The following is a 13376-nucleotide window of genomic DNA, read 5'->3' as shown; positions in this document are numbered from 1 at the left end:
GTGTCTTGAACGGTCAATTTATCATTGAACATCGACCATTTAACATTGTTTTTTTACCCCTATTTTTGAACCGGGGAACCGGCCTCACGCCGAGCGGGTGAATCCCCCGGCTCGCAGGCTGATGAAGACGGTGCCCCAGGCGCAGACCCCCAGCCCGGCAAAGAACCACAGCCCCAAGTCGTAGCTTCCCGTCAGGCTTTTCAGCCCTCCCACGCCCAAGGGGAAGAGAAAGCCGCCAAGCCCTCCGACCGCCCCGATGATCCCGGAAGCCAGCCCGATTTGCTTCGGGAACCACTCAGCCACCATCTGAAACACGACGCCATTGCCGAATCCCATGGCTCCGATGGTGACGATCATCATCGTTATCGCCATGATTTGAGAGGGACTGGTCACCGCCACCACCGTCCCGACGATGAGCGGAAACACGATATAGAGCGTCCGCACTCCGCCCTGCCGGTCGGCAACGTAACCTCCCAATGGGCGGATGACGCTGCCAACCAAGCCGCAGAGCGCGGCGGTCGATCCTGCGGTCACGGCGTCAAATTGATAGGTCTCATGGAGCAGCGACGGCAAGAGGCTGCACAACCCGACAAAGCCGCCAAACGTGATCGCATAGAGAAAACAGAGCCAATAGGCCGACCGTTCCCGAATCAACCCGGCAGCATGATGCCACCATTCGACATCCCGGCGATGCCGGTCTCCCGGCCTTCCATCTCGCACCAGGATCATGAACAAGCCAAGCGTGGCCGCCACCACGCCCGCCATGACGCCAAACACCTGCTGCCATCCCAGCTGCTCGGCCCATCGCGGCGCGAGAAAGAATACCAGCACGGTGCCGATGTTGCCGGAAGCCGCCAGCCCCAGTACCAGGCCCTGCGAGGACGGCGGATAGGCTTGCCCGGCCAGCGGCAACGCCACCGCAAAACTCGCGCCGCCCAGCCCCAACAAGAGAGCCAGACACCAAAGACCGGCCAGGGACGGGTCGGCAAGCCAGCCCCACAATAAGACGGCCCCCTCTCCCAGCAGGATCATCACCGCCGTCTTCTTAGCGCCAAACCAATCGCAACTCCACCCGCCCCACACACGCAAGATGGCCCCGCCCAGCAATGGCAGCGCGACCAGCAGAGCCAGATCGGTCTCGGTCAGGTGCAACGCTGCCGCCAACGGCAGGCTCAAGGCGCCGATCAAGAGCCACACCATGAAACTCACGGTCAAATGCAACCAGGCTCCCACCAGCGTGGGCCAGTGGCCATTTTTCAGAATCTGCCAGATATCAGACACAAACCAGCCTCCGACATGAACTTCTCACTATAGGTGAGCCGCTTTCATGGGCGCAAGGGAACCAGCCCCGAAAACAATCTCCCCCGCCGACCTTTGTCCATTAAAGAGCTTCTGTTATAGTCAGCCTTCTATGAGTGGCAGAGCCCCAGCAGAACACGAGCCCGACGACGCCTTGGAGCCGGAAATCCTCGATCCGTCAGACGACGAGGTCATCGAGGCAGAGGCGGCACCGGTCGTTGTGGATATTCCTGCGTCAGACGGACGCCAGCCGGCCGACGAACATGCCGTCGTCCCGGTCACCACCCTGCAGCAATATCTGGCCGAAGTCCGCCGCTACCCCTATCTCTCGAAAGAAGAAGAGCTCCGGCTCTTTCACGAGTATCAGGTGCAGGGCAGCCGTGAAGCCGCCGTCAAACTCATCATGGCCAACCTGCGCGTGTCCGTGGCCATCGCCTCCGAATATCTCCATACCGGCGCCGATCACATGGACCTGATTCAGGAGGGCAACGTCGGCCTGATGCAGGCCATTAAGAAATTCGACCCCAAGAAAAACGTCCGTTTCTACGCCTATGCCGCCTGGTGGTCGCGCGCCTACATCCTCCGATACCTCTTGAATAACTTCCGCCTCGTGAAAATCGGCACCACCCAGGACCAGCGGAAGCTGTTCTATAACCTCAAGAAGGAAAAGGCGAAGCTGGCCCGGGAAGGGTTCGCCCCCGACACGAAGCTCCTGGCCGACCGGCTCAATGTCCGCGAGCGCGACGTGATCGAGATGGACCAACGGCTGGGAAATTGGGAGCTGTCGCTGGATCAACCGATCGGTGAGGAACAGGATGGCACCCTCCTGGACATCCTGCCCTCCCAGCAGTCGGGGGTGGACGACCTCATCGCTGACAATGAGCTCCGGGTTCTCTTCAGGAAAAAACTGGCCGAATTTGCCAAAACCCTCGATGAGCGGGAAGAAGACATTCTCCGCAACCGGCTCCTCTCGGAAACGCCGCTCACGCTTGACGATTTGGGTGAAAAATACGGCATTACCAAAGAACGGACCCGCCAGCTGGAGGCCCGTATCATCAAGCGGTTGCGGGAATACATCAAGAAAGAAGTGAAGGATTTTGACCGGTTAAGAACCTAAACCTCTCCTCTCCCTAATCCCCCCCAAATGGTGAGTGGAATTCTTGAAACTCAATAGGTTATGATTCTCTTGTCCAGCATGACGGGCCTGAGAAAGAATTTCTTTTCCTCCCCCTTGACTTGGACCGGCCTCGGGCTATCTCTCCACTTGTGTTGCGGGGGAGTATTCCTCTGCGAGCGCAGAAAGCGACAGTCTAGCCGACAAGTGTGAATCGCTTTTCCATCGTTTCAACGTGTACCAAAGTTTATTCATCGCACGAGGAGGGTTTGTTATGAGCACAGCAGCGCAGGACAAGAAGAACGTCGCCAAGGGCTTCCAGCCCCTGGGAGATCGGCTGTTCGTTACCTACACCGAAGAACTGGAACGGACCGCCGGCGGCATCTATGTGCCGGATTCCGCGAAGGAAAAGCCGCAGAGAGGCGTGGTGCAGGCCATCGGAAGCAAGGTCGAGAACGTCAAGGTCGGCGACCAGGTCCTGTTCGACAAGTATTCCGGCAGCAAGCTCCGGATCGAGGACACCGACTGCTTGATCCTCAAGGAAGAAGACATCCTCGGCATCTTCACCAACTAATTTGACTCACAAGACGACGACTGAACTAACGGAGGACTTACATGGCCAAGCAATTACTGTATAGCGAGGCGGCTCGCGCGTCGATTCTCAAGGGCGTTAACCAGCTGGCGGATGCCGTGAAGGCGACCCTCGGCCCCAAGGGCCGGAACGCCATTCTCGACAAGAAGTTCGGCGCCCCGACCATCACCAAGGACGGCGTGACCGTTGCCAAGGAAATCGAACTCAAGAACCCGTACGAAAACATGGGCGCCCAGCTCGTCCGCGAAGTCGCCAGCAAGACCAGCGACACCGCGGGTGACGGCACCACCACCGCCACCGTGCTGGCCCAGGCGATCTTCCGCGAGGGCGTGAAGAACATCACCGCCGGCGCCAACCCGATGGAAATTCAACGGGGCATCAACAAGGCCGTGGAAGTCGTGATCGGCGAGCTGAAGAAGCTCAGCAAGCCCTGCCAGAACAAGACCGAAATCTCCCAGGTCGGGACGATCTCAGCCAACAACGACAAGACCATCGGCGACCTCATCGCGGAAGCGATGGAGAAGGTCGGCAAGGATGGCGTGATCACGGTCGAAGAAGCCAAGTCGATGACCACCTCGCTGGACGTCGTCGAGGGCATGCAGTTCGATCGCGGCTACATCTCCCCCTACTTCGTCACCAACGCCGAGCGGATGGAATGTTCCGTCGAAGAGCCGCTCATCCTCATCAATGAAAAGAAAGTCAGCAGCATGAAGGACCTCCTCCCGGTCCTCGAGCAGGTCGCGAAGATGGGCAAGCCCCTCGTGATCATCGCCGAGGAAGTGGAAGGCGAAGCCCTTGCGACCCTCGTGGTCAACAAGCTGCGCGGCACCTTGAACGTGGCGGCCGTGAAGGCCCCTGGCTTCGGCGATCGCCGCAAGGCCATGCTGGAGGACATCGCGATCCTCACCGGCGGCCAGGTGATCTCGGAAGACATCGGCATTAAGCTCGAGAACGTGAAGCTCACGGACCTCGGCCGTGCCAAGCGCGTGACCATCGACAAGGACAACAGCACCATCGTCGAAGGCTACGGCGATCCGAAGAAGATCGAAGCCCGCGTGAAGCAGATCAAGGCCCAGATCGAAGAGACGACCTCCGACTACGATCGCGAGAAGCTCCAGGAGCGCCTCGCCAAGATCGTCGGCGGTGTGGCCGTCATCAACGTCGGCGCCGCGACCGAGACCGAAATGAAGGAAAAGAAAGCCCGCGTCGAAGACGCCCTCCACGCCACCAAGGCGGCCGTGGAAGAAGGCATCGTCCCCGGCGGCGGAACCGCGTATCTCCGCTGCATCGATGCGCTGGGTTCGCTCAAGCTGGTGGCCGAGCAGCAGGTGGGTGTGAACATCATCCGCCGCGCGCTCGAAGAGCCGATCCGCCAGATCGCGGCGAACGCCGGGATGGAAGGGTCTGTCATTGTCGAGAAAGTGCGCAATGACAAGAACGCCAGCTCAGGCTACAACGCGGCAACGGAAGAATATGTGGACATGATCAAGGCCGGCATCATCGATCCGACCAAGGTGTCGCGCTGTGCCCTGCAGAACGCGGCCTCCGTGGCGGGCTTGATGCTCACCACCGAAGTCATGATCACCGACATCCCCGAAGAGAAGAAGGAAGCCGCCGGCGGCCACGCAGGCCACAGCCACGGCATGGAAGGGATGTACTAAGAGAAGCGCTAGGAAGCCATCGGCTTTCAGCCACGAAGGCCCCGGCGGGATCACCCCCGGGGCCTTCGTGTTTCATAACCCCCTCTGCCCGACCATCAGAGCGTACCAACAACAGCTCACAGAGAAGCGCGACTTGAAGGCAGGCGAACTAATCCGTTGTTAATATTCCTCACCCTAGATGTATTCCTTATAGCTTTGGAGCCCCTCCTGAGCTTATCGCTTTTTGGTTCTTATCTTTTTCGTATTTCTCTGCGAGATCCGTGAATGCAATCTCGCTATCGTATAACCTATTCAAATCCACAACAAACGTTGCAATTTCTGTAACAGGACTAACCTCTTTGCTTTGCTTACTAGTAAAGCGAACGTAGGCAGCAGCTTGCACCCCACATCCCTTCAGTGAGAGATCAAGGCTAATATAGTTCCTAACTGGCTTAATGCACTGACCCCATGTTCCATACGCTTGACAAATAACTGCTTGCGCAGACTCACCTCTGACTAAATCTTTGAGCCTATAGCTCGGGTCTATTAGCTGAAGAGGTATACATGAACTGTTTGTTTGGGAATTTATCCCCCAATAATAATAATTTGCGCCACCCTTTTCTTCCCTTTTATCCCATTGCCCATACTTTTCAATCAAACCTGTCTCTGTCGCTAACAGACCTGGTGTCTTATCATTTGGATAAGACTGGTACTTCGCAACTGCCAAGACTTCTTGCTTAACCGGAGGATTAGAGAAGTCAACAATCACAACCTCATCCGCCTTTTTATCAAATGTATTGTTTTTCTTCATCATCGCAACTGGCAGAGAAGCATATTGACCAATCCACTGTTTTCCATACGAATCAAAATTTATTGGGAAATTACTGCTTGACGGAAACTTGGCACTTAATAAATCTTTCACCTCGGTAACACCCATTCCAATTGTTATACCTATAACGTCCTTGGATTTAATCGTAGGGTTGCCCAACGATACCCTCGAATCACTCTTCCCCTCATCAGGTGTTGGAGTGCCGCTCACTTGTGAAGGCAAAAGTATATTTCCTTGTTGAGATGAGAGCTTCGATTGAGCCAGTGGAATACCAATAACACGAAAGCCTCGACTCCCCGCCGTGCCAACAGGATTCCCTTGGGCGTCAGCTTGGCGGAGATAGATCTCTCCTTCGAGAGTAAATACAGATCCTGGCCTTACCCCAGCATCATTACTGGCAAATTTAATTGACACTTGTCCTTCAGAAGTTGGGTCAAGCAGTAATGGATAATATTGAGTTCCGAGAGGTAATCCGCTCGAACTGCTTATCCTCCAGCTTCCACCAGAATTATCTGTAAGCGACGCTTTCGTCAGCCACATTGCATAACGGCCACGCGTCCGGCTTACTAGGCTAATTCCGGCTGTAGCCCCTCCGTCACGAAGCACCTGCAGATCCGTCACATACAAGCAATATTCCGGCGCACCACTCACCGGCCCCTTCCCTTCCCCGCACATGCTCTGCGCCATTCCTTTTCCCAAATTCTGCATCACCTGCCCGAACTGCCCCTCCGCACAAGACACCACGGACATAGCCGCCAGCACAATGGCGCAGGATGACCACACGCGATGAATCCTCATGATCCCTCCGTTCAAGAATGAACTGCTTTCAAATCACACACCAACGGATCTCCGAAAACCTGGCATCACATCAACAACCTGATAAAACATGAGGGCGCTACATCCTTACTTTGCCCTCACAAACCATTACCGCCCCAGCGGCCCCATCATCATGACCCAGCCATCATCGCTTTTCACAAAACGCCCCTTCATGGGGGATTTCTGAGGGCCTGCGCCGCCTTCACCGAGCCTGGACATTTCCACGTCACAGTTGTATCCGGGGTTGCCTTCAGCCTTAGCGCAGGCGAGCTTCTTCACGCTGATCTTGCCAAGTTCATCATCGAGATCAAGATTACGGTTGGCAGTGCTCCCCTTCGTCAAAGACTTCATCAGAGGATCGCTCTCAAGTTGCTTCATTAAGGCCTGCGTTTTTTCTAACTCAGCCTTGGCAATCACTTTCACAGCCTTCTCAAGATCCGCCTCACTGGGCTCCCCTGAACACCCGATCAGTACACCCGCCAGGCTGACGGCACAGACACCCGCGATGACCATTACGCAACTCAGGCTCCGCCTCGCTTCCTTCATAAGAACCTCCCTGTTCAGAATTATCGCCCTGCTCTCGCCATAGCGCTGATGCGAAATTCACTCGTAATTGCTTCGCGCAGACCGATAGCGGCATCAGCGCGTGGTTCCACGCACAATGCTCAATCGCGCCTAACCGAACGGGAAGCGGGAACGAGAATTCCCACGGAAGAAAGAATGAGCCAGACTGCGGATGACAGAGAGGGAGAAAGGTCCACGGCTCAACGACCACCATCAGCACCCTCCCCACAGGAATCATTCGCTCGACCTGCAGAACACCACAGGGGCAAAACGGACGCATTCTAATGCAGGCATAACAACAATCGCAACCAGGCCATTCAGATCTATCCCTGCTGGCGAGGCGGCGGGAACCCCGCATGCCTCGCCAGATACCTCCCACTGTTAGAACAATGAACAGGTCACTGTACCGTCGGCACCGGATAAGACAACGTGCCATTTAAAGTAACGGCAGCGGCTCCCGTCAGACTGCTGAGCACAGAGTTATTGAACGTGACTGTGCGTGCCGCCATATCGACGGTGATATTGCAGGAGGTCGTTGAATTGGCGCAGTACCAATAGGTTCCTGTGGCACCGACCAAATCTTCATACACCCAATAGGCCACGGTAGTGGCATTCAGATTGCCAGTCGCCGAGTCAAATCCGACTACGACAGCCTCCCAATGTGCAGTGTTCAAATTGTAGCCTTCTTCCCAGGCGACCGCAGTGACACCAACAGGAGGATTTATTGCGACCGTATACGTAATTGCCGACGTATATGTTGGATCGGCAACGAATGTTCCACCGACACTGGCGGGGGCATTGCTCACGCTCAACTGCCCTCCTCCACCGCCCCCTGAAACCGAGTTGATGGTAAGGCTGAACTGCTTTTGATCAGACTGTTGCGGATTCCCGCTATCCGCCACTTGGACCGTGAATGTTGCGTTTTCCTGTACCGTAGGCGTGCCGCTAATCGCCCCAGTGGACGGATTGAGCGTCAACCCTGTGGGCAACGACCCGGCACTCACGCTCCACGTTCTGGTACCGGTCCCCCCCGCGGCAGCCAGCGAAAAATTGTATGTAGACCCAACGACCCCAGCCGGCAGCGGCGAAGTGGTCGTGATGCTGATCGGCACCACACCAGCCGGACTGATCGTCAGGCTCAGTTGCTTGGTCGCGACCCCGCCGACCGAATCCATGACCTTCACCGTGATCGTCGTCGTGCCCGCCGTTGTTGGGGTCCCTGTAATGACACCGGATGCAGTCAGCGTCAACCCAGCCGGCAAGGGATTCGACCCGACATTCAAACTCCAGGCATAGCCCGGCACGCCGCCGGTTGCGGCTAATGTCTGATTGTAGCCTGCATTCACATTGCCCCCCGCCAACATGGAGGTGGTAATGGTCAAGACCCCCGGATTGACCACAATGCAATTGGGCAAGGTTCGCACAAAATCCGTGGGGTCATTCGGCGACGAGGTCACCGTGACGGCATTACTAATCGTTTCATAGCTATATGAATTCCAGTCCCACCGTAACACACTGATAGTCGCCGAACTTCCCTTCCGTACTCCGACCCGGAAGGCGCCATCAGAATTTGTCCAAGCATAAGCTACTCCGGTGTAGTCAATGCCTGTGCTTCTCACCTCAGCCATCACCACCGGCTGACCATTGGCATCTCTCACGCAGCCCTCGACCCAAGTTCTCAGCAACCGATCGTCGGCATTCCAGGCGCTAAAATGCGAGACGCTCCCTTCGTAATACTGGTTAGGGGCTGATCCTTGTAGTGTCGCCGAGCCTTCTTCCTTCCACAGCCCGGTCGTCTCATCGAAATACCACAGCGGAATGGTCGATGGAGGATTGGGATTCTGCGTCCCCAGCGAAATCCGGATCGTCGCGGTCTTGCCCGCCGCAAGGTTGTACCGCGTTCCCGCATTGTCACGAATATCGACCACGATCGCGCCAAAGCTCTCGATGGCCGTGGTCCCGCCAGCCGTGACACCCGTATAATCCCCCGGCATTAAATTGGGATCGACTGCCGGGTTGATCGGAGTCACTGAGACAGTGACCGTTCCGGCCGCCGCGCCGCCAATTTTGGGAACCAGCCCATTGGCGGGCAGATCCACCTGCGCCGTCGAGTTGGGCACCGTCACGGTGCCCCCGGTCCCCACACTGACGGCTGTACTGACACCCGTCGTAAGAAGCTTGACTCCGAGCGTCGTCGTCTCACCGACCACCACACGGGCCACCGGGAAGGCCTCTGCATACCCATTCGCCTCCACATGCACCACACTCCGGTCTCCAACCGGCGCAGCCACCGTAAAACTTCCATCCGATGCCGAGGTCGTCGAACCGGCTGTGGTGCTCACCGTCGCGCCAGCCACAGCCCCATTGTTCGATGCCGATACCACCTGCCCCGTCACCATCCCGGTCTGAGCCGCTGGCAATGATACCGTCCCCCCTCCGCCACCAGCCCCACAGCCCCCCAACCACAAAAGAGACTGAATCAGCACCCCCACCACCAACCGTTGCCTCCAATTTGACCTGATCCACCTCATCATCCCCTCCTTGGTCTCGTTGATCCCGTTGTCCGAAGCCCCTTCATTCCACCTCGGAATGCGCTCTCTGCAAACGGGTCTAGCGCAACAGCCATGCCGACTAGCGAAGGAAGGACAAACTCGACGAGCATGGACACATAAACATTTGAATTTACTGATAACTCGTTCAATTAACGAAGTGCGCATACTCACGATTAGAACTGGCTCGCAGCCGTGGAGATCAAGAGATCCCCGCAGGCTGCGGGAAGCCTTCCAGCAGCCTGATGGGACAAACGAAAGGGAGGCGATGGGTTAATGGATTGGAAATGGAAAGTGTCAGTATCGTAGCTGCAGAAGGAAGGAGGCCGCTATACAACGCCCACAGTTCCCCGGAGACTCACTCCGGTGTTTACTAATAACGCCACGAGAAATCCTGGATCGTGCTTGGGTTAGTGGCCGTGAATACCTGTCCCTATCTGACCTTGATCGCGGATCGATGGAAGAACAACAACGGGAATGCACACTCGCTAGGCAGTCCTGTACTTAACCCGCACCAGCTCAGCCAGCGCCTCGTGATAGCGCTCCGGCAGATTCTTGAACCGCTTGCGGCAGCCGGCGAGGGCAGCCTCTTGAGAGGGGAAGGTCGCTACGACCTTGTGCAGGTGTTCGACATATTCCTTGAGCTTCACTTCCATCAGCCTGGTCAACCCCGGATCGCCGGCGAGGCGTGAGGCCGCTGCCCGTTCATCGCCCTTCTGCTGCACCAATGCCTGGAAGCACATGCCCTTTAATCGCTGCATGACCGTGCTGCGGTCCCAGCCCAGCGTGGCCGCCGTGGCTTGAAGATCGAAGCTATGCTCTCGAAGAAGCCGCAACAGAACCGTATCGCTTTTCTTCGGATCGTTGTCCCCTTCGGACAAGGCAACGGCTGGCCCGGCTGGAGCCAGCCCGCCGGCCTCCCCTGCTGCCGGACCAGTCAGGCGAAGATCCTCTTCCATAATCGTAGCGCCGTCCGCGAGGATCACCGCGTTTTCCAAACACCGTTTCAGCTCCCGTACGTTCCCCTTCCAGGGCCACGCTTTCAGGCGATCGAGCGCCCCCTGGGAAAGCATAATCTTTGAACGGCCTTCCTGCGCGGCCGTCCGATCGATAAAACTCTTCGCCAGTTCAGGCAGATCGGCCTGCCGTTCCCGCAACGGCGGCAACCGCAGTTCAATGCCGTGCACACGATAATAGAGATCTTCGCGAAACCACCCCTCGGCAATGCCTTGCAATAAATTCTTATTGGTCGCGGAGACGACGCGCACGTCGATCTTCATGGGGTTCCGGTCGCCCACGCGTGTGACCACGCCCTCCTGCAACACACGCAACAACTTGGCTTGTTGGACCATTGGGAGATCCCCGATTTCGTCGAGAAAGATCGTGCCCTTGTTGGCCTGGAGAAAATAGCCATCGTGGTCGCTCACCGATCCGGTGAAGGAGCCTCGCTTATGCCCGAACAGCTGGCTCTCAAACAGATCTGCTGGAACAGCGGCCATATTCACCGGCACAAATGGTCCGGTTGACCGGTCGCTCAACCGGTGGGCTGCCTGCGCGAAAAGTTCTTTGCCTGTCCCTGGTTCTCCAAGAATCAGAATCGGCGTCAGACTGCGCGCGGCTTTCCGGAGATCTTTCCAACAGCGCAATAACCCCGGATCACGCGTGAGAATCCCCTGGCGCGCACATTCCATCTGTAATTCGCGCTCATCGAGGCTGGAAAGCTTTCCAGGACTCACCTCAGCCGCCCGCGCCTCATCCAATCGTGCCTGCAAGCTGGTCACCGCCTGGCGGGCTTCCGCCGCTTCCTCCTGGGCCTGGCGTAAATTCCGCTGCAGGGATTCCATCATGTCGCGCAACTGCGCCGTCTGCGCCTGCCCTTCCGTCGCCTCTGTCCTGGCGCTCTCAAGATCGTCTTCCAGCTGTTCGACACGCGTCTCGTGCTGGACTAGCAATTGCTGCCGTCCCGCCAACTCTCGATGCAACGCCAACAGGCCCGATTCCAATTCATGAATCCGCCCGGTGTTCAGCCGATGGGACCACACAAGCCCGCCGCCAGTCGCGAGCACCAGCCCGGCGATCGGCAGCACGATCGGCAGCACAAGTCCACATAGCAAGAAACTGACGTGGGCCAGGGCGAGATAGGCGAGTCCGAGGCCAGCCGCCACGGCGATACCGTTCCACAGCGTGCAGGCTAGCATCGACCAGGATCCAGCCGTTCCTAGTACCGCGACGAGCATCCAGATTCCCCAATCCGGCAGCGGCCGCAGAGCGCTTCCCGTGAGCACCGTGCTGAAGATATTCGCCAGGATAAACCCGCCGGGCGCCGTGAGCTCGAGCGGGGTCTGCCGCTTATCCGACCCCAACGCCGCATGCACGATCAGCACCGCCTTGCCCGCCACCTGCTCACGCAGTTCCGCCTCGCGTCCTTCGTTGATGGCATCCCACACATCGGCAAAGGAGAGATAGGGGAACGGACCATCCGTCCAGCGGCCGGCATAGTCGATCAAGACATTCCCCTGCCGATCGACCGGAATCGAAAGGGTTCGCTGCGAGCCATCGGGTAACGTCGCATGCGGAAACACCAGGGAATCGCCAGGAATCAACTGCATCGCGTCCGGCTTCACATGAAGATACGCCGCTGCCAGCGCGACCCCCATCGAAGGAAGCGCCACTCCGCCGGCATTCACAAACGTCGGCACACGCCGGTACACGCCATCCGGATCGGATATCGCGCCGATGTGGCCGCCGCCCCGCGCGGAGCTCAGAAGGCCAGGCATCGGACCAGCGACACGGCTCGCATGGAGCAGCGCCTGCACGATAACTGAGTCGAATGTGGGGACGATATGCGCAAGACTGTCCTTGAGCGGAAGATGGACGGTCGGCGCCGATCCGGCGTCATGTTCGAAACTGACCGGAAGAGGAACCAGCACATTTCCCGCGGAAGATACCGCATCGGCCAACGCCCGGTCGCTGGCACCTCCGCCCCGCTCAGCCGGACTCTCGTCTCCAAAATGAAAATCCAGCGCGACCGCCGTGGCGCCGGCACGATGCAGTGCGCCGATCACCTTCGCAAACATAGCGCGATCCCAAATCCCGACGCCGAATCGGGCATCGCTTTCCGCATCGCGGCCGATCATCACCAATTTATCGGTGGCAGGCCCGGCACCTCGCCACCGCATGCGAAGATCGTAGGTGCTGGCCTCCCAGGATGACGCCAACCCCGGCACAAGCATCAGCAGCGCGGCCAAGATAAGACATGACGCCACTCCAATATCCAGGCCTGCGACAAAGCGATGATTTGGTTTGAACGACATCGCGTTTCTATTAGCAGGATCGCCCAGGATCGGGTGACACCCCCGGCGAGCCCAGCATGTCCGGAGGCTTGCACGGCGATGCCGGTTTCAACGGCTGACCGATCGGCTCGAGATGCTCGACACGATCGGCCAGGGCTTCGACGGATGCTTCAAGGCTCGCCTTGGTCGGAGCGGCCGGCGCGCGGCGTGAACGCCCGAGGGCCTCTTCGAGCTCATCGCCGGCATCACGTGCCCGCTGGCGTGTCGCGGCGTACAGCTTCGCTTCCATTTCTTTGGTTTCTTTATAGAGCCCCTCAATCTCCCTCATGCGCGCCTCATACTCCGCCTTCGTGACCGCGCCCGCGTTGTACCGATTGCACAACTCCACATACCGGGCAATGGTGCCATGCACGGCCTTGTCCCAGGCCACGCCGGAACGCCGGCTGAAACTGAACTCCGGCCCGACCTTGAAGATGAACTGCGCTACTTTGAATGCCGCGCCGAGATTCGTCTCTTTGGTTTCATAAATGGAACAGTCGAGTTTCACGTCAGGGGCTTCAGCATGCGCTAGTTGAACCGCCCCTTGCATCACAGCTATTCCGAGTATTGCGGCCATCACGATTCGGCCGATTGCTTGAGCCCGGGTATGCGTGCGTTGTGTCCAATGCATCTTCATGGCT

9 protein-coding genes are annotated in these 13376 nt (G+C 57.8%); 3 read left to right on the top strand and 6 right to left on the bottom strand.

Translation table 11 applies throughout. The annotated features are described in order from the left end of the window. Positions 1-84 precede the first annotated feature (84 nt). Positions 85-1281 carry an MFS transporter gene (locus tag RI101_03965; protein MEC4889195.1) on the bottom strand — a complete coding sequence of 399 codons (1197 nt, stop codon included), beginning with the start codon at positions 1279-1281 and terminating at the stop codon, positions 85-87. Positions 1282-1411: 130 nt separating this feature from the next. Here RI101_03965 and RI101_03960 point away from each other — a divergent pair, with 130 nt between their 5' ends. The 3 genes from RI101_03960 (at position 1412) to groL (ending at position 4666) form a co-directional block, all read left to right on the top strand. Further along, positions 1412-2416 (top strand): RNA polymerase factor sigma-32, encoded by a 1005-nt coding sequence (locus RI101_03960; protein MEC4889194.1) that lies wholly within the window; start codon positions 1412-1414, stop codon positions 2414-2416. 271 nt (positions 2417-2687) lie between these two features. Next, on the top strand, positions 2688-2987 hold the full coding sequence (locus RI101_03955) for a co-chaperone GroES (protein ID MEC4889193.1): 300 nt from the start codon (positions 2688-2690) through the stop codon (positions 2985-2987). 41 nt (positions 2988-3028) lie between these two features. Beyond that, positions 3029-4666, top strand: coding sequence for a chaperonin GroEL (groL, locus tag RI101_03950; GenBank protein ID MEC4889192.1), 1638 nt, complete (start codon positions 3029-3031; stop codon positions 4664-4666). Between the two features lie 187 nt (positions 4667-4853). Here groL and RI101_03945 read toward each other — a convergent pair whose 3' ends face one another. The 5 genes from RI101_03945 to RI101_03925 form a co-directional block, all read right to left on the bottom strand. Then, positions 4854-6272, bottom strand: coding sequence for a hypothetical protein (locus RI101_03945; GenBank protein ID MEC4889191.1), 1419 nt, complete (start codon positions 6270-6272; stop codon positions 4854-4856). Positions 6273-6398: 126 nt separating this feature from the next. Continuing rightward, a complete protein-coding gene (locus RI101_03940; protein MEC4889190.1) occupies positions 6399-6836 on the bottom strand; it encodes a hypothetical protein in 438 nt (145 codons plus the stop codon). 416 nt (positions 6837-7252) lie between these two features. Further along, positions 7253-9388: a putative Ig domain-containing protein gene (locus RI101_03935; GenBank protein ID MEC4889189.1), complete on the bottom strand. Its 2136-nt coding sequence runs from the start codon at positions 9386-9388 to the stop codon at positions 7253-7255. A 503-nt stretch (positions 9389-9891) separates the two neighbouring features. After that, on the bottom strand, positions 9892-12717 hold the full coding sequence (locus tag RI101_03930) for a sigma 54-interacting transcriptional regulator (protein MEC4889188.1): 2826 nt from the start codon (positions 12715-12717) through the stop codon (positions 9892-9894). A 10-nt stretch (positions 12718-12727) separates the two neighbouring features. Then, positions 12728-13372, bottom strand: coding sequence for a hypothetical protein (locus RI101_03925; GenBank protein ID MEC4889187.1), 645 nt, complete (start codon positions 13370-13372; stop codon positions 12728-12730). Between the last annotated feature and the right edge of the window lie 4 nt (positions 13373-13376).

It is taken from the genome of Nitrospira sp., assembly GCA_035968315.1.
In the GTDB taxonomy this organism is placed as follows: domain Bacteria; phylum Nitrospirota; class Nitrospiria; order Nitrospirales; family Nitrospiraceae; genus Nitrospira_D.
This window is presented reverse-complemented; position numbering and strand designations above follow the sequence as displayed.

Coding starts and splice junctions, on each gene's coding strand:
- RI101_03960 (MEC4889194.1), top strand. CDS start 1,412: ATGAGTGGCAGAGCCCCAGCAGAACACGAGCCCGACGACGCCTTGGAG.
- RI101_03955 (MEC4889193.1), top strand. CDS start 2,688: ATGAGCACAGCAGCGCAGGACAAGAAGAACGTCGCCAAGGGCTTCCAG.
- groL (MEC4889192.1), top strand. CDS start 3,029: ATGGCCAAGCAATTACTGTATAGCGAGGCGGCTCGCGCGTCGATTCTC.
- RI101_03945 (MEC4889191.1), bottom strand. CDS start 6,272: ATGAGGATTCATCGCGTGTGGTCATCCTGCGCCATTGTGCTGGCGGCT.
- RI101_03940 (MEC4889190.1), bottom strand. CDS start 6,836: ATGAAGGAAGCGAGGCGGAGCCTGAGTTGCGTAATGGTCATCGCGGGT.
- RI101_03935 (MEC4889189.1), bottom strand. CDS start 9,388: ATGATGAGGTGGATCAGGTCAAATTGGAGGCAACGGTTGGTGGTGGGG.
- RI101_03930 (MEC4889188.1), bottom strand. CDS start 12,717: ATGTCGTTCAAACCAAATCATCGCTTTGTCGCAGGCCTGGATATTGGA.
- RI101_03925 (MEC4889187.1), bottom strand. CDS start 13,372: ATGAAGATGCATTGGACACAACGCACGCATACCCGGGCTCAAGCAATC.